The organism is Robertmurraya sp. FSL R5-0851 (assembly GCF_038002965.1).
Lineage (GTDB): Bacteria > Bacillota > Bacilli > Bacillales > Cytobacillaceae > Robertmurraya_A > Robertmurraya_A beringensis.
On record NZ_JBBOOE010000001.1, the window covers coordinates 2,568,117 to 2,586,108 of the forward strand.

Sequence of the window (17,992 nt, forward strand, 5' to 3'; positions counted from 1 at the left end):
CTCCTTTCAATGTTACAAGTATTTTAGTTCGGCAATTTCACTTCAATGGTAGTACCTTTCCCTACCTCACTACAAATGTTGACTGTCCCTTGATGATTCTCTACAATCCTTTTACTCACCATGAACCCAAGACCCGTCCCTTTCTCCTTCGTCGTATAAAATGGTTGACCAAGCTTTGAAATTAGTTCATCTGGAATTCCGTTTCCTTCGTCTATAAAACGAATGATTAACTCCTGTGTTTTACTAGAAATCAGTTGTATGGTTAAGTTTCCTCCATCAGGCATTGCATCTATCGCATTTTTAATAAAATTGATGCAAACCTGTTTGATTTGATTTTCTTCACACATAATCTGTGTTAATTCTGTTTTTAGATCCGTGATGATTTGAACATTATTGAGCGTTGCTTGAGGTCCTAGTAACGTAACTACATCTCGAATAAGTACCATTACATCTTTACGTGCAAAATGAACGGCTTGTGGTTTTGCTAACATAAGAAGTTCACTAAGAATTTGCTCTATTCGTGTAATTTCAGAAGACATAATGTCATAATAAATCTGCTTTTCAAAGTTACTTGATTGCATCAATTGAAGGAATCCTTTCACCGAAGTAATTGGATTTCGAATCTCATGAGCAATGCCGGCAGCTAGCTCACCAGCAATAGACAATTTTTCTGACTTAATTAACAACTCCTGAGCTTGCTTTCTTTCGGTAATATCCCGTATGATTACAGCCCAGCCATCTAACTCATTTTTTTCATCAAGCAATGGGAAACAAGACAAGTGTACCTGAAGCACTTTGCCATCCTTTGTTTTTCTTATCGTTTCATACCCTTTCACCTTTTCACCAAGAACAGTAAAACTTCTATTAAGTATCACTTCGAATTTTCTATCATCTGGTAGGATAGGAAGTTCGCTAGCATCTAGACCCAACACTTCAATTGCGGTGAATCCAAAGGTTGAGTGAAATGCTGCGTTTACTGTAATGACTTTGTCCCACTTATCAATGATGACAACAGGATCTAAATTTTGAAAGATAAAAGACTGTAACTGATGCTTTGTTGCAATTAATTTTTCTTCTAGTTGGGTTTCTTTTGCGATAGTTAACAAAGGTAAATGAACGGAATTATTTTTATAAAAATAAGATTTCACTAATTCATGATCGGTCATAATATACTCGTGGGATTTTAGCATGCTATTTTGGAGAGTGGCGGTTATTTTGTTCCCGTTATAAGCACAAACCGATATGAGATTGGAATGTCGAACACATTGATCAGCGGTTTTTTCGAAACTCTCAAGTTTCAACTCAATTTCCCTTTCATCATTCCAACAAACATTGGCCCACGTTCTAACGGTAATATGATTTTCTTAAAAATGACTAATAACATCTGAAAAATGACTGACAATTAAGTCACAATGAAAATCATCATAAAGTCGATAAAACTCATAGTTATCAAGAAAATGGATACAGTCAAGAGCATCCTGCGTCAACATCCCTCTTAATATGCCTTTCATTTTTTCATAGGTATCATTACTTTCGATAAAAATGATGTGATGACCTTGTTCAATCCCCGATACGATATATGAGATGGCATTTTCAATATAATTATCAAGCTTATTGTATGTATACAATATATGACCATGATTTTTTAAGTCTATCAAATTCGTTAAAGGTACAATTTTATTTTCCATAAATACCTCACCTATACGTAGTAAGTTAAGTATAATGCAATGAGTGGATTTTTTCATTTCTAATATTATGAATAGTACAAACTAACTAAAAAAAGCTTTATATCCATAGAGGTCATAAAGCTTTCTTGTTTTGTATGTTTATTGTACTTTTCGTATTTGGTAATTTGCTTCTTCTTTGTGTTCATGTTGTGCTTTTATTTTGAAGTGATAAATCAAGTAGCAAGCAACAACAAACGGAACGCCAAAATAAAGAGCTAATCGTTGCTCAGAGTCAAATGCTAAACTAGCAAGGACAATAACATTTAATGTAAGCGCAATCAGTGGAAGCACTGGAAAAAACGGTGTTTTGAATTTCAAATCCTCCAACTTACCACCATCCCGAATAAATTTTCTACGGAAAGCAATCTGAGATGCCGTAATTGAAATCCAACCGACTTGTGCACCGAGTCCAGCAATTGAAAGCAGCCATACAAACACGGTTTCCGCTGCAAAAAATCCTGAAAGTAGTGACAAAAGAGAAATTCCCATGGTTAAAATCAAGGCATTCATTGGTACACCATTTTTGTTTACTTTTGTCAAAACAGGACTGGCCATTTTTACTTTTGACATCGCATACAGCATACGAGTAGCTGCATATAATCCTGAATTCCCAACCGATAACAAGGCTGTAAGAATAACAAAATTCATAATATCAGCAGCAAATGGAATTCCAATACTATCAAATACAACAACAAACGGACTCTCAATCACTCCGGCTTTTTCCATCGGAATTAATCCAGCAACCACAAAGATCGCTAGTACAAAGAATACAAGAGTTCTCCAAACCGTTTGCTTGATAGATTTTGGAATTGTTTTCTCTGGGTTTTCACTTTCTCCTGCAGCTATCCCAATCAATTCTGTACCCTGAAAGGAAAAGTTCACGGCAGCCAGATCCTAAAAACAAACCTGATCCTATTACCCCTCCTAATGAGATCATAAATAAGTGACGAGTCTTCATTGTTCTTTTTAACTCATGTGAAGTGTTGTTTTCCGGAATATTCATTTTATCCCCCTTTTCCCCATGTAAGTATGCGATTACATTCTTAGTGATGCAAATTTCATGCCAAATTGAAAAGTATATTTATGAACTTTTTTCAAACATATTCTGCAAACAGATTTGGCATATGAGCGTTAATTTTGCATATGAGATGCAAAAAACTCTTTCCCTTTTCTCGGAAAGAGTTTTTTAATTCTAATCGGATTCGGTAATGTTGGTTCAACAGCTCACTTTATACCCATCCTCGGAATCTAGCAGCTTCTGCCACCTTTTTAATCCCTACCATATAGGCTGCTAATCGCATATCTACACGGTGAAGCGCAGCTGTTTGATATATATTTTCAAAGGAATGAATCATTACTCTAGATAGTTTGTCATCGACCTCTTCCTCTGACCAATAATAGCCTTGATTATTTTGCACCCATTCAAAGTAAGAAACCGTAACTCCTCCGGCACTTGCCAAAATATCTGGCACTAATAATACTCCTCGTTCTGTTAAAATGGTTGTTGCTTCAAGGGTGGTTGGACCATTAGCAGCTTCGACCACAATTTTCGCTTTAATATTGGCTGCATTTAGTGCGGTAATTTGATTTGAAATGGCAGCAGGGACTAAAATGTCACAGTCAAGCTCTAATAGCTCTGAATTACTTATCGTGTGTTCAAAAATTTTAGAAAAGGTTCCGAAACTATCGCGTCGGTCTAAAAGATAATCGATATCGAGCCCATTTGGATCGTGAACTCCGCCATATACATCTGAAACAGCGATCACCTTCGCCCCGGCATCGTGCATAAATTTTGCTAAATAGCTTCCCGCATTTCCAAACCCTTGAATAACCACTCTTGCTCCTTGTAATTCAAAGCCTTTTTTCTTTACCGCTTCTTCGACGCAAATCGTTACTCCTCGGGCAGTTGCAGTTTCTCTGCCCTTAGATCCGCCTAATACGATTGGTTTTCCTGTGATAAAACCGGGAGAATCAAACTCTCGCAAACGGCTATACTCATCCATCATCCACGCCATAATTTGTGAATTCGTGTACACATCTGGTGCTGGAATATCCTTTGTTGGTCCAACAATTTGGCTGATTGCCCGAACATATCCACGACTTAATCTCTCAAGTTCTCTAAAGGACATCTTTCGTGGATCACAAATAATGCCACCTTTTCCGCCTCCATATGGAAGATCCGTAATCCCACATTTCAAGCTCATCCAGATCGATAAGGCCTTTACCTCTTCCTCATCTACTTCCGGATGGAAACGTACGCCACCCTTTGTCGGTCCCACGGCATCATTGTGCTGCGAACGATAACCAGTGAAAATTTGAACCGTCCCATCATCCATTCGGACCGGAATACGAACCGTTAGCATTCTGATTGGATCTTTTAACAATTCATACATTTCGTGAGTATACCCTAGCTTATTTAAGGCTTTTTGAATAACCGTTTGCGTTGAGTAAAACAAGTTAAGAGATTCTTGTTCCTTTTGATGATCCTTTTCGATCGCATTTACCACAGTATTATTAGGCATCATTCTACCCCTCGTCGAATTAGTAATATTGGTTACCGATTAACAATTAAGAACCTAACACGTTTTGAATTTTTTCAAACGCCCAATCGATTTCTTCCTTTGTTATGATTAATGGTGGTGCAAAACGAATCACCGTTTCATGGGTTTCTTTACACAATAAACCAGCTTCCTTTAGTTGCTCACAATATGGTCTAGCAGCCTCAGTAAGTTCTACACCGATAAACAACCCTTTTCCTCTAATTTCTTTTATCTTCTGATTGTTGATTGTTTTTAGTTGATTTAGGAAATACTCTCCTAATTCTAGAGAACGCTCAGCTAGTTTTTCTTCCTCAATTACTTCAAGAGAAGCAAGCGACACAGCACAAGCTAGAGGATTTCCTCCAAATGTAGATCCGTGTGAACCTGGGTTGAATACTCCAAGTACATCAGAGTTTGCGACCACACAAGAGATTGGGAATACTCCGCCACCAAGTGCTTTTCCTAAAATAAGAATATCTGGATCTACTTCCTCCCAATCACATGCAAACATTTTCCCTGTACGCGCTAAGCCTACCTGAATTTCGTCTGCAATAAACAATACATTATGTTCTTTACATAAGTCAGAAGCAGCCTTTAAGAACCCTTCTGGTGGTAATAGAATTCCAGCTTCTCCTTGGATCGGTTCCATTAAGAAAGCGGCCGTATTTGGCGTGATCGCTCCTCTTAGAGCTTCTAAATCACCGTAAGGAATTAACGTAATCCCTGGTAAAAGTGGACCGAAGCCACGCTTATATTCAGGGTCTGATGATAAGGATACTGCCCCAAGAGTTCTCCCATGAAAGTTGCCTGTACAAGCGATGATTTCTGCTTGATTCTCTACAATCCCTTTTACATCGTACCCCCAGCGACGTGCTGCTTTTAGAGCTGTTTCCACCGCTTCTGCCCCTGTGTTCATTGGAAGTGCCATGTCTTTTTTGGTTATCTTACAAATTTTTTCGTACCAAGGACCTAACTGATCATTATGGAAGGCACGTGACGTTAGTGTGACTTTATCTGCTTGAGTCTTTAGAGCTTGAATGATTTTCGGATGACGATGCCCTTGATTCACTGCTGAGTAAGCACTCAGCATATCCATAAAACGATCGCCTTCCGGATTTTCCACCCATACACCTTCTGCCTTTTCAATCACGATTGGTAGCGGATGATAGTTGTTTGCTCCAAATTTTTGAGTTTGTGCAATAATATTAGTAGTTTTTGAAGTTGTTTGATTCATTGTGTTGCCTCCTTGTTTTATAGAGTTTCTGAAGTTGTTTTTGCTTGCATATGCAATAGTAAATAATCAGGGCCACCAGCTTTAGAGTCGGTTCCTGACATATTAAAGCCTCCAAACGGTTGATAGCCAACGATAGCACCTGTACACGTACGGTTGAAGTAAAGATTTCCAACATGAAATTCTTCTCTAGCTTTCTCAATATGCTCTCTGTTGTTGGAAATGAGGGCACCCGTTAGTCCATAATCCGTGTTATTCGCTATCTCCAACATATGGTCAAAATCTCGAGCTTTACAGAATGCTAGAACAGGCCCAAAGATTTCTTCTTGCATTAAGCGTGCTCTTTCATCTACATCGGCAAATATGGTTGGCTTAATGAAGAATCCTTTAGAATCGTCTCCTTCACCACCAGCCATTAACATGCCCTCTTGTTTGCCAATTTCAATATACTCCATGATTTTTTTATATGCTTTTTCATCAATAACAGGTCCCATGTAAGTTTCTAGTAATTCTGGATTCCCTACAGTCAGCTGATTTGTTAAGGAAACAGCTTTTTCAAGCACTTCTTCATACACATCTTGGTGGACGACTGCTCGTGATCCTGCAGAGCATTTTTGTCCTGAAAATCCAAATGCGGAGTAAACAATTGAAGCTGCTGCTAGATCTAGATCCGCATCGTTATCTACGACCACCGTGTCTTTTCCACCCATTTCAGCAATTACACGTTTGATCCAAATTTGTCCAGGATGAACTTTGGCTGCACGCTCGTTGATCCGGCAACCCACTTCACGAGAACCCGTGAACGAAACAAAGCGAGTTTTCGGATGATCAACAAGATAATCTCCGATTTGCGCACCACTACCAGGTACGTAATTCAATACTCCCTTAGGTAATCCCGCCTCATACATTAACTCTACAAATTTTGCCGCAATGACTGGTGTTGAATTAGCTGGTTTTAATAACACCGTATTTCCTGTGACAATGGCTGCAACCGTCGTTCCTGCCATAATGGCAAGCGGAAAATTAAACGGTGAAATAATGACTCCTACTCCAAGTGGAATATAGTGAAATTGATTGTACTCACCGTCACGACTTTGCACATCCATTCCGTTCTTCAACTTCAGCATTTGACGAGCGTAATACTCAAGAAAATCAATCGCTTCTGCTGTGTCCGCATCTGCTTCGTTCCATGGTTTACCTGCTTCTTTTACTAGATAACTAGAAAATTCATGTTTACGTCGGCGCATGATGGCAGCAGCACGGAATAATATGTTTGCACGATGCTCAGGTTTCCACTTTTTCCAGCTTTCAAATGCTGTCAGAGCAGCTTGCATTGCTTTCTCCGCTAGCTCTTGATTGGCCATCGATACGGTCCCTATCATCTCTTCCTTATTCGCTGGATTAATTGAAACGATTTTCTCTTCTGTTGTAATTTCTTCTTCTCCAATAATCACAGGATAGTCTTTTCCAATTTGTGTTTGAACATAAGCTAGTGCTTCTTGAAAGTCTTTTTTATTCTTTTCAATCGAAAAATTGGTAAATGGTTCATGTGTATAAGGTTTCATTCTTTTTCCCCCTTTTGATTCTTCAACATGTTTAATGCAAGTTTCGTGCCAACTCTTATTTTTGCGTCATATAAAGGTTTCTCTTAAAGAAGACGCAATGATTTTTTGCACCATTTTCGATTTTTTGTCACAAATAGCAAAAAATATTTTGCGTTATGAAGTTTGTTTTGATTAAATAGTTGGTAATGAGACTAAATCAAGGGAGAACGCTCATGGAGAATTCAAAGAAATCATTATCGTATCTTCAATATGTTAATAAATTATATGAGAGAATTTTGGACGAGGTAGAGGTTGGCGTTCACGCCGTGGATGAAACCGGAAAGACCATTATTTATAACAAAAAAATGATGCAGATGGAATCAATGGATTTACATGATGTCATTGATAAAAATCTACTAGATGTGTTTATGTTTAAAGACGATCAATCTAGTACTCTAGTACAAGCACTTCAAGAAGGCAAAGAGACCACGAATGTCAAACAAACGTACTTCAACAATAAAGGTCGAGAAATTACAACGATCAATAATACATTTCCTATTTTTAAAGATGGTGAAATTCAAGGAGCCGTTGAAATTGCCAATGATGTTACGAAACTAGAACGCCTTATGAAAGGAAATATGAATATAAAAGGGACGACTCGTTTTACGTTTGATCATATTATCGGCAATAGTCCTGCGATTAAGGAAGTCATTGAATTTGCCAAACGGGCTGCACGAACCTCTTCTTATGTGTTAATTGTTGGTGAAACCGGAACGGGAAAGGAGCTGTTTGCACAAAGCATTCATAATGCTAGCAACCGGTTTTCGGCTCCTTTTATTTCACAAAACTGCGCAGCCCTACCCGACAATTTAATTGAAAGTCTATTATTTGGAACCAAGCGCGGAGCATTTACAGGTGCTGTTGACTCACCAGGGTTATTTGAACAAGCAAATGGCGGTACCTTATTACTGGATGAAATCAACTCCTTAAATCTAAATCTTCAAGCTAAATTATTACGTGTTTTACAGGAAAAAATGATACGTCGTGTAGGTGATACAAAAGATACTTCGGTAGATGTGAGAGTCATTGCCAATATTAATGAAGACCCCATTGATGCGATTGCCAATGATCATTTACGAAAAGACTTGTATTATCGACTGGGAGTTGTCACGCTCTTTGTTCCACCGTTAAGGGATCGAAAGGAAGATATTCCCCTCTTAGTTAAGCATTTTATTGAAAAATACAATAATCGTTTCCAAATGAACGTGAAGGGTTTATCTGAAGAAGTTACGAGGTCGTTCATGGAATATGATTGGCTCGGAAATGTTCGAGAACTTGAACATATCATTGAGGCTGCCATGAACATTATTATGGATGAAGAAGAGATTCAATACGCTCATTTACCTTTCCAATATCGAAGCAAAATGCAAATGAAAGAAATGATGATCCCTTTATCAACAGTGGACCATTTTATTAAAGAGAGCAATGATGTTACCGTCCCACTAAAAGACCAAATGGAATTATTTGAACGATCATATATCGAACATGTTCTAAAGAAAAACGACTTTAACATTTCTAAGTCAGCCAACCTACTTGGACTCAGTCGACAAAGTCTACAGTACCGAATGAAAAAGTTAAATATTGAATCAAATTGAATACAGAAATTGGAATCGTTGTATTAAGAAATTCTGTTATCGAAAATAATTTTTTCACATATGGAGATACTTAAGTTGGCAAACAAATATCGATGGGAGGAATAATAATGGTCGAGGAAAATGCACTACAAATGAAAATGGAGAAGATTTTTCAAACCACCTGTGGCTCTTTCGAAAATTGTACGGAATCCAGTATCCAATCATTTTTACAACAATGTGAAGAAAACGGCATTGACTCACAATTCTGCATGAGTTGGGTCGAGCAACACAAATCAGAAATACCTGATTGGCACACGGTCTCAAAAGTCTCTCTAGAATGGATGAATCAACACACGTCAACGGGGTCACCGATTACATTTTCAGAATAAAACACAGTGGAGATTATCCCTCTCCACTGTGTTTTTGACCGTTCAATTGATTGGTATATGGCGCACGTCTAGACTTTCTAAAAAATCTACCACAATTTGAAATGCTGCTTCGGCAGAATGTTTATTATATTTCATAGAGAAGCGATCACTAAATCCATGCTTTCCTTCGAATTTGTATACTTCTACGTTCTTTTCTATTAATTTAGGGTTTATATCATCTACATCAAAAGCTTCTTCTTTTTCAGGAAAAAATAGTAATACAGGACATTTTGGATAGACATTCATGTAATTTCTAATTCTCGACCCATAATAACCAATTACCCCATCAACATCATTAACATTACTGCAAAGCCAAGAAATGGTTGCTCCTACACTAAATCCGACAAGGTAAATTTTTTTATACTTTTCCCTATTTTCTTTTATTATTATATTAATCTTGTCTCTTGCCTTTAAAAAACCGATTTCATTTGTAAAATACTGATATGCTGTTTCTTCTTGGTCATAGGGAAAGGGTTGTTCTTTATTTAAAAGATTAGGGCAAAAAACCTCATAACCCAACTTGGCAAAATGATTACAGTATGTCTTAATATGTTGGTTAACTCCATATATCTCATGGATTACAATGATGAGTTTGTCAGACTTATTCAATTTACCACTCCTACTTGTTTCACCACAATTATTGGGATCCACATAGTTTTCCCATCATCCTTATTAATCCATTTTAGCAAATTAGAGCACATCTTTACACAAAAAAAGGATTGCCTTCGCAACCCTTACATCGGATCTACTTCCACTCTTGTTACGTGTGTTACTTCTCCTCTTTCCAAATCCTTATTTGTAGCGTCTCGATCAAGTTCCTCTTGCGTGTTCATTCCAGGTGCAATGGTAGGTTCATTATTAGAGGATTCGTTTGTTTTTTTCATTATATGAATTCTCCTTCCATTAAGTTTCATACTAAAATTAGTATGTTTTATTAGAGTGATTTTATTATTAAAAGTGGGTAAATTTCTTGTAAGGGAAAGAGTAATATTAATTAGAATTAGGTAATATGGAGGGATATTAATGAAACTTTTTTTACTTTTAACCAGTGCGGCATTGCCTTTATTGATGGTAATCCTACAAAAGAAATGGAAAAACACCCAAAACTTTTTTCATCTAGCCGCTCTCATTAGCTCCCTTATATTTGGCAATATTTCTGCCTTTGCAATTTATGACATTATCAAAGATGAGTCCGTATTTATGACCAATATTCATGGAATTTTCCTTAACCCTCTCTTCTTACTGACCGGTGGTTATTTAGGGATCTATTTGCTCTACATCCTTATCCCACAGTTAAAGGGAAGAGACAACTAAAAGGACTACTAATCAGTAGCCCTTCTCCATTTCATTATCCAGTGATTGTAGCACTCCAATTTCCTCCACCTTGGTCACATGTGAAGTTTCCAGATGCTCTTCGTCCTTCTATTCTACCTGTGTAGGTACAGTTGTTTCCATCGCTGCTATTTCTACGTTCAATTCGAACCTGGTTTCCTTGTTGTTGCATTCTTAACACGGCTGTAACTGGAGTTGCCCCTTGTCTAGTCCATCTACCATCAAATACATTGCTATTTCCTCGTCGTGTCCAAACTCCTCTCCAGCCACCTTCTTCTACTTCCCATCTTCTGCCTAAATCTGGTTCTGCACCTCCTCTTAAAATCGTACCGCTCCAAGACCCGCCGCCTCTGTTACATACATTGCTACCTACAACTCTGTTCCCTTCAATTCTGCCTACATACTGACAATTGTTTCCGTCGCTACTATTTCTTCTTGAAATACAGACGAAATTGCCGTCCACAGTCATTCTCAATACAGCAGTAATTGGCGTTTGTCCGGCTCTCGTCCATCTACCATCAAACACATTGCTGTTTCCACGTCTTGTCCAAACAGCTCTCCAACCACCTTCTTCAACTTCCCATCTTCTCCCTAAATCGACTGGTTGTCTTAAAGCAGAAACAGATGGATCTTCGAAATAATAATAATAAGGTTGGACTGGTTGATAATTATAGGCATAGTAATACGGGTTACCGTAGTTGTACATAGATACAACCTCCTACTCATGTTATCTATTTATTAATTGACCATTTCATCATATGCCTAAATGAAAAAAATGCCCCCATTAATTTATGGATTCAAAATAGGGTTAGACCCTGTTCTGATAAAAGATAGCTAGATCAGTAAAAATAAAAAAAGCCACCCTGAATGAAGTGACCCCTAAAAGTTAGACACGGTTATTTCATTAGGCAGCTCGTTGGGCATGAATTCGGTATTGTACCGGACTCATGCCTTTTAATTTTGCCTTAATCCGTTTGTTGTTATAGTAATGGATATATTTCTCTAGTTCTACCTTAAAATGTTCGACACTTTCAAATTCCTTTAGGTAGAGGAACTCTGATTTCATAATGCCGAAGAAATTCTCCATCACAGAATTGTCGTAACAGTTTCCTTTACGTGACATGCTTTGTGTAATCTTTTTTTCTTTAAGGACATGACGATACTGTTTCATTTGATAATGCCAGCCTTGATCCGAATGCATGAGAAGCTGGTGGTCTTCTGGTAAGCGTTCCAAGGCTTTATCCAACATGTCTGACACAAGTGAATAGGTAGGTCTAGATCCAGTTGTATACGTAATAATTTCTCCATTATATAAATCTAGTACAGGTGACATATAAAGCTTTTCACCAAATAATTTAAACTCCGTAATATCCGTAACCCATTTCTCATTTGGACAATCTGCTTTGAACTGACGATCCAAAATATTAGGCGCAATTTTACCAACTGTTCCCTTGTAAGATCTGTATTTTTTAATACGTACCAGGCATTTTAATCCTAATTCTCTCATAATTCGTTGCACTTTTTTATGATTTACTTTCTGCCCACGATTTCCTAATTCATCACGAATACGACGATAACCATAACGACCTTCATGTTCGTCATAGATTGCCTTAATTGTATTCTTTAAATCGGCATCTGGATCGGGGCAATTCATTTGTTTTACTAAGTGATAGTAGGTGCTACGTGGGAACCCTGCTAACTTTACTAATTCTTTCACCGGAAACTCATGCCTTAATTCATAGACTACTTGTGCTTTGTCTTGTTTGGTGATTTTTCCTTGTTTTGAACTAAGGCATTCAACTTTTTTAAATATGCATTTTCCATGCGTAAACGTTCTACTTCCGCTTTTAGTGCTTCAACAGAGCCTTCAGCTGGTGTTTGTTTCGTTGATTTTGACAACTTTTCTTTAGACATAGATGGACGCCCCTTTTTCTTTGGTTCAAGGGCATCCAATCCACCTTCTTCGAATTTCTTCTTCCACTTATAAACCATTGAAAAAGCAGGAAGCATGAAGGTCGCGGCGGTATCCATTAATGACGTACCCGAATGAGCCATAAAATTTAGTACGTCTAGTTAAAATTATCAATACTTATAATTAAAAAATTCAACAATAAAAAGCTAATTAACATATTAGACATATCTAATATGTTAATTAGCTTTTTTCTTTATTCTTTAACAAACCACCTTCCTTGTATTACGAATTTAACGAACTTCTTCTCATTATCTTTTGAATTAATTGTCTAGATATTTGAAAAAATGCATTCAGGATTTAATGTGTAAAGTTGTTCCAAATTACATTATACCTATCGGTATAAACTGGTCGCCATCTTTCCATAAGCAAAACTAGCTGAACACAATTTTAATGGGAGGCAAATGCTCATTACAGGGTGTAACGTGAAAAAGTTATCAGCGGGGTGCCAAATTGATTTTTAAATTGTAAAGTTGTACCTATTATGAAATTATTCGTTAACCTCTTTACAAAAACTGATAATAGAACGACTCAATTTATAACATGAATGTGTAAGCAAACAATTGTTGAAATTAACACATCATCCAAGTCTAGGTAATGCAGATGGATCACAAACTGAGCATGAGGAGTTATGCATTAATGAAAGCCGTTAGTGAGAAGCACTATTATTATAAATTGAATAATTATTTATACCTGTTTATTTAGATTTAGCCTTTCTGCAACTCGATACCGTAATTGAAACTATATACCTAGTCTTTTCTGGGACTCTAAACTTGATGGGCTATTATTAGATGTAGGAGCACTGCAGATTGATTGAAATCTGCGGTGCTCCTTTGTAAGGGAATGGGTTCTTAACTAGAAAATCAAGGTGATTCTATAGAGGGGAAGGTACATATTAGGAAAGAAGTTCTATTCCTATAAATGAAATTATGAAAGTAATACTCGTTAAAATACTAAAAATATATTGCTTCTCTAATTTATTGTACTTCCACTCCATATATCCCCTGAAAGCAAAAAGTACTGATAAAGCTCCAATAAAATAATGGACTCCGACATTATATCTAAAGACAAAACTAAATAGAAAAGTGAATACTAGTATTAATGAAATGATTACAATTTCAGTTACTTTGTGTATTTTGTTAAGATGTACGTATTTACCTTTTTTTTGATGAATTTTAAAGATGTTTTTTAAAGCAAAATAACATATTCCAAAACTAAATAAAATTAACACTAAGAATACATATTGACTCACTTGGTATCCACTCCCAAAATTTGTGTCTTAATTATTATTTTATGATCTTTTTACCTCTAAAATAACAGTTTAGAGGTAAAAAGATTATATAATGTTATCCAAATGAACGATAATAGTATTTATTTTCAGTTCCTAGGAATATGTTATTCCCGTTGTATACCGCATAAACTTGAAAATGATCTCTCCTATAGATAGGATATTGATGTGTATAAGTGGTTTTATATACTTTTGCAACACTTGTATTACTATACATAGATCCAATGAGAATTGATGCAATACCAGTGACAACTCCAACTAGCGGATTCACAAAGTATGAAATTAGAGTTGCAAGAGCCCCGACAGTATAAGAGCCAAAAGCATTTGAGGCGTGAACGTTGTGCCAACTTGTGGTGTTAACATACCAAGTTCCACCAGGATTTGAACCAGCAACCCAACCTGAAGAAGCAGCCATTGTAGTACCTTCTAGAGAAGAAGATGATGTATTTAATTCCTCTGAAACTTCTTCATAATTGAGTGTATGTGTTACATCGTTAATGGTAAAAGTGTTTTCGTTTTTTCTCTCAATAACTTCAACTATACCATCGGTGTTTGCGATTTTAACATCAACATCTGAAGTGTTATATAATAATACAGGCTGATCATTTATTATAGTAGCCTCAACCAAATATTCATCTGGATTTTTAGTGAACTTTTTAACTATGTCTCTATTTTTCTTAGATAATCTTTTCTCATTCACATATACTGGGTTGTCAATTGCATCTTTAAGAACTTGCTTTTCTTCTTTAGAAATATCCTTATTTTCTAATGGTAGTGTTGTGCTACCTTCTTCAGCGAAAACAGGTAAAGAAACATTAAATAACAAGGATACAACTAAGAGACATACTAAAAACCTAATACTTCTTTTTTTCTTCTTCATGAATAAAATCTCCTCCTAATAATTGATATTATATTTAATTCTTTCAACCAAATATTCCCATTAACCACCCCCTAAGTACCATTATAAAGAACATTCGGAACATTTCAACTAATACACTTCCAAATTTATGGCAAAATTATGACATAGACTTCTATCTTAGAAGAAAAATTTTTTTCTAGAACTCGAAGATATAAGTTTGATTGTAATTAGCTGGCTTAATGAAGGTGGATTCAGTAGATAACCAAATATTTAAAGTAGCCAATATATGCATTAATATATTCATTAAATGCATACCTCAGCTTTTGTGTATTCCGTTACTAGTTTGTTCCTCACTAGAGTTAGAGCTTGTTTTGAAGGAGTATCTTGTAGGTAAAGGGTTCATGTCAAATGACCTGAGTACGTATCATTTCCATTAAAGAGTGTATTTCAGAGACTGTTTCATACAAATTAACGTTCACAAGGGTAAATTCGGTTGAACATATAGAGACACATTATTGGGTTTTAATGGTAAAAAACTATAGGTTTAATTTGGACGAACTATAATGTGCGATAAAATTTGGTTTATACAAATGCTACATTTAGAATGTACAAAAATGATTGTATAACTATGTACAACCAATTTAATAATGTGTGGCTTTTTCAAACCCTCATAGACTAAAAAGTTTTTTTAATATCCGAAAGAAGATATTTTGGGAGTGGAAAAGGTGGGTGCCAATAGTGAACTCCAAGGAAATTTTGAAGTGAACTATTTAAGAGAACGGGGGGGTTACTACACTCCCCGTCTTCTTGAGGGTTATTATTTAAAGAAAATCCGTAATTGATAGTTCACTAAATTTTTTTGTAAACTTCAGCATATGCAACCTTTAATTGGTCACGTAACACCTTGTTTTCCTGTTCTAATCTCTTAAGTTTTCTTTTTAGAGATTCTATAATAGCGTCCTTATTATTGTCATTCATTTCTTTTATTTTAGAAGGACTTTGAATCTGTTGAGAACGAAGTGTTTCAATTCGTTCCCGAAGTAATATATTGTTGTATAAAGTTGCTTTTGCTACTCCTGCCTCATTTGCAACGCTATTGAAATTAATAATTTTATTGGCTCTCACGAGCCTCTTTATAGCTTCATCTACTTTATTCGTAGTAATAACTTTTCTATTTTCATGGATTTGTTTTAGGTGTTTCTTTCTGTCATATGAATCCATATTATACCCCTTGTTTTCGTTTCAATCTATCCAATCGCCCAAACACTATATTACCTGATTTGATAGTATTGTATATGTTTAATAATCTGTCTAAATTTTTCTCGTTTTTTAAAGCAATTTCCTCTCTTCCGTATTCTTTAGCAATTAAAATCATTCTTTTTGTTGATTCAATATGAATATCATACTTGGCTACATCCATATCAGATAGACCAACTGCTAAGTCCTTACAAGGACTACCACCATTACAGGTTAAACAAGGGGGTTCTTCTGCATAGGGACAATTACCGTTGAGTCTAGCTCTGCAAGAACCGTAAGGATTATCTATTGCGCTTAGTTTGTGATCTCTCCATAACCACTCAAGTACATCCTCAGGAACATTTTCTTTCTCTTTTACATTATACATTGTTCCATCTAGATCAAAACTAAACACACCTTGATTTATCGCATTCTCAAAAGCCTCTCTTTTTGTTCCGTCTAATAATCGTGCATACCTCATAGTCATTTCAGGTGAAGCATGAGCCAGAAGCTCCTGTACCGTTAAAATATCTGTTCCACTGTTTAACATTTTTATAGCGTATGTATGCCTAAATTGATGGTTGGTAAAGTGAAATATGTTGCCATTTTCATCTACAATGTTTACCTTTCTGGCCAATATATTAAGTTGTTCTGCAACCCAATGCTGATAGTAGGGCTTTCCTTTTCTAGCACCCACATAACGGACAAAAATGTATCTTTTCGGATTATTATCATCATTGCTCATTTGTCTTGATCTATCAATTAACACAGCTATTATATTAGCTAAATGTTCATCAATAGGTATTGAATGACCTTTAACATAGGTCTTTTCAATGTCTGTTACAATTTGATATTTATCATTTAATTTAACTCACTAGTGTTGCATTAATTTAAATTAACTATTAAAAACATTTGAAATGTTCAATTTTATTATTTTGTGCAAAGAAAAAGTCCTTTATAATGGATAAGTCAGGTGGTAACCCGTCCAAATCCACTAAAAAAGGACCAACTCATGGACAAGATTACACCAAAAACTTCATTTGGACAATGGTTTTCACCAATAAATCTTCAATTATTTGAGGAACAGGTGAAAATGATGAAATTAGATTACTATACGAAAAAATTAACGACAGAGTCGTTCTTAAAATTACTGCTTTTTGCGCAGCTACAAGAAGTTGAAAGCCTTCATGCCCTAGGCGATTGTCTTTTCGATGACCAGCTTCAAAAGGGAATTGACCTTGATTCTATTAGTATTTCTCAGCTGTCACGCCGTCTAAATGGTATGAATCCTGATCTATTTCAAAGGCTTTTTCTTGATTTAGTGTCCCAAATTCATGTCAAAACGCACTACACCAACCTTGTGATGCCGTTAAAAATCATAGATTCAAGCACATTGCCACTCAATTTGACGAATCATAAATGGGCAAATTTCCGCAAAACAAAGGCTGGAGTGAAGTTACATCTGCGTCTTGTGTTTATGGAAAAAGGAATTTCCTACCCTGAAAAAGCCGTTATGACAACTGCCAAAGAACATGACCGTGGCCAGCTCGAAATCATGGTAGATGATAAAGAATGCATGTATGTGTTTGACCGTGGTTACCTAGATTATGAACGTTTTGACCGTATGACCGATGATGGCTACTTTTTTCTTTCAAGGCTACGGAAAAACGCTGTAATACGTGAAGTTTACAACTTTAAACTACCTGAAAATACGTCTGTTTTATTGGATCAAATGGTGTTGATTGGTACGACACAAAACCGTGCTGAAAATTATTTTCGCCTGCTAAAGGTCTTGGATTCAAAAGGTAATGAGCTCCATTTAATCACCAATAGGTTTGATTTAGGTGCAGATGAAATTTCAGAAATGTACAAATCACGCTGGGCAATTGAATTGTTTTTCAAATGGATCAAACAACATCTCAGCATCAAAAAGTTCTACGGTCAGAGCGAATGGGCGATTCAAAATCAAGTATTTATCGCGCTTATTGTTTTTTGCCTACATGTACTTGTACAAATTGAAACAAGAAGTAAGCGAAAAACTTTACAAATTAGCCGTTATTTGAGGGTTGCATTGTGGAAACCAGCGCATATCTGGCTTCGAAAGATTGAAGGAAAAGCCATCCCTTGATAAGCGAATTTGTTGTCGTCGCACAGGTCTAATTGTAAATAAATTTCCAAATGGACAGAACCACCTTTAATTAGGC

At 36.2% G+C, this 17,992-nt stretch carries 15 protein-coding genes and 3 pseudogenes; 4 read left to right on the plus strand and 14 right to left on the minus strand.

Going from position 1 to position 17,992, the window contains the following annotated elements; translation table 11 throughout:
* Positions 1 to 23: 23 nt before the first annotated feature.
* From MKX65_RS13110 to pruA, 6 genes and pseudogenes are all read right to left on the minus strand, one after another.
* Complete coding sequence (locus MKX65_RS13110; protein ID WP_340903933.1) at positions 24 to 1,166, minus strand: ATP-binding protein; 1,143 nt, start codon at positions 1,164 to 1,166, stop codon at positions 24 to 26.
* A gap of 198 nt (positions 1,167 to 1,364) precedes the next feature.
* Entirely contained in the window at positions 1,365 to 1,688 is a 324-nt protein-coding gene (locus MKX65_RS13115) for an MEDS domain-containing protein (protein WP_160546833.1), read from the minus strand.
* Positions 1,689 to 1,826: 138 nt separating this feature from the next.
* Positions 1,827 to 2,618, minus strand: a pseudogene (locus MKX65_RS13120) (amino acid permease); the annotation flags it as partial.
* Positions 2,619 to 2,956: 338 nt separating this feature from the next.
* Entirely contained in the window at positions 2,957 to 4,249 is a 1,293-nt protein-coding gene (locus MKX65_RS13125) for a Glu/Leu/Phe/Val family dehydrogenase (protein ID WP_340903935.1), read from the minus strand.
* A 46-nt stretch (positions 4,250 to 4,295) separates the two neighbouring features.
* Positions 4,296 to 5,501 (minus strand): ornithine--oxo-acid transaminase, encoded by a 1,206-nt coding sequence (locus MKX65_RS13130; RefSeq protein ID WP_340903936.1) that lies wholly within the window; start codon positions 5,499 to 5,501, stop codon positions 4,296 to 4,298.
* Between the two features lie 17 nt (positions 5,502 to 5,518).
* Complete coding sequence (pruA, locus tag MKX65_RS13135) at positions 5,519 to 7,063, minus strand: L-glutamate gamma-semialdehyde dehydrogenase (protein WP_340903937.1); 1,545 nt, start codon at positions 7,061 to 7,063, stop codon at positions 5,519 to 5,521.
* A 212-nt stretch (positions 7,064 to 7,275) separates the two neighbouring features.
* On the opposite strand from pruA, the gene MKX65_RS13140 reads away from it, so the two are divergent.
* Together MKX65_RS13140 and MKX65_RS13145 are read left to right on the plus strand one after the other, a co-directional pair.
* Positions 7,276 to 8,697: a sigma-54 interaction domain-containing protein gene (locus MKX65_RS13140; RefSeq protein WP_340903938.1), complete on the plus strand. Its 1,422-nt coding sequence runs from the start codon at positions 7,276 to 7,278 to the stop codon at positions 8,695 to 8,697.
* 107 nt (positions 8,698 to 8,804) lie between these two features.
* Positions 8,805 to 9,065 (plus strand): hypothetical protein, encoded by a 261-nt coding sequence (locus MKX65_RS13145; RefSeq protein WP_340903939.1) that lies wholly within the window; start codon positions 8,805 to 8,807, stop codon positions 9,063 to 9,065.
* 42 nt (positions 9,066 to 9,107) lie between these two features.
* On the opposite strand, the gene MKX65_RS13150 is transcribed toward MKX65_RS13145, so the two are convergent.
* Together MKX65_RS13150 and MKX65_RS13155 are read right to left on the minus strand one after the other, a co-directional pair.
* Complete coding sequence (locus MKX65_RS13150) at positions 9,108 to 9,713, minus strand: dienelactone hydrolase family protein (RefSeq protein ID WP_340903941.1); 606 nt, start codon at positions 9,711 to 9,713, stop codon at positions 9,108 to 9,110.
* 125 nt (positions 9,714 to 9,838) lie between these two features.
* Positions 9,839 to 9,988, minus strand: coding sequence for a hypothetical protein (locus tag MKX65_RS13155; protein ID WP_340903943.1), 150 nt, complete (start codon positions 9,986 to 9,988; stop codon positions 9,839 to 9,841).
* Positions 9,989 to 10,127: 139 nt separating this feature from the next.
* On the opposite strand from MKX65_RS13155, the gene MKX65_RS13160 reads away from it, so the two are divergent.
* Positions 10,128 to 10,418, plus strand: coding sequence for a transposase (locus tag MKX65_RS13160; RefSeq protein ID WP_340903944.1), 291 nt, complete (start codon positions 10,128 to 10,130; stop codon positions 10,416 to 10,418).
* A gap of 34 nt (positions 10,419 to 10,452) precedes the next feature.
* Here the strand turns inward: MKX65_RS13160 and MKX65_RS13165 are convergent, their stop codons facing one another.
* From MKX65_RS13165 to MKX65_RS13185, 6 genes and pseudogenes are all read right to left on the minus strand, one after another.
* Positions 10,453 to 11,142, minus strand: a complete 690-nt coding sequence (locus MKX65_RS13165; protein WP_160546845.1) for a hypothetical protein — start codon at positions 11,140 to 11,142, stop codon at positions 10,453 to 10,455.
* A gap of 198 nt (positions 11,143 to 11,340) precedes the next feature.
* A pseudogene (locus MKX65_RS13170) lies at positions 11,341 to 12,509 on the minus strand (IS3 family transposase); the annotation flags it as partial.
* 791 nt (positions 12,510 to 13,300) lie between these two features.
* Positions 13,301 to 13,657: a DUF4181 domain-containing protein gene (locus MKX65_RS27105; RefSeq protein WP_445677916.1), complete on the minus strand. Its 357-nt coding sequence runs from the start codon at positions 13,655 to 13,657 to the stop codon at positions 13,301 to 13,303.
* Between the two features lie 94 nt (positions 13,658 to 13,751).
* Positions 13,752 to 14,573, minus strand: a complete 822-nt coding sequence (locus tag MKX65_RS13175; protein ID WP_340903946.1) for a hypothetical protein — start codon at positions 14,571 to 14,573, stop codon at positions 13,752 to 13,754.
* A gap of 828 nt (positions 14,574 to 15,401) precedes the next feature.
* Entirely contained in the window at positions 15,402 to 15,773 is a 372-nt protein-coding gene (locus tag MKX65_RS13180) for a DUF6262 family protein (RefSeq protein WP_340903947.1), read from the minus strand.
* A 1-nt stretch (position 15,774) separates the two neighbouring features.
* Positions 15,775 to 16,659: pseudogene (locus tag MKX65_RS13185) on the minus strand (tyrosine-type recombinase/integrase); the annotation flags it as partial.
* Between the two features lie 141 nt (positions 16,660 to 16,800).
* On the opposite strand from MKX65_RS13185, the gene MKX65_RS13190 reads away from it, so the two are divergent.
* Positions 16,801 to 17,916 carry an IS4 family transposase gene (locus MKX65_RS13190; protein ID WP_197200116.1) on the plus strand — a complete coding sequence of 372 codons (1,116 nt, stop codon included), beginning with the start codon at positions 16,801 to 16,803 and terminating at the stop codon, positions 17,914 to 17,916.
* The last annotated feature ends 76 nt before the right edge of the window (positions 17,917 to 17,992 follow it).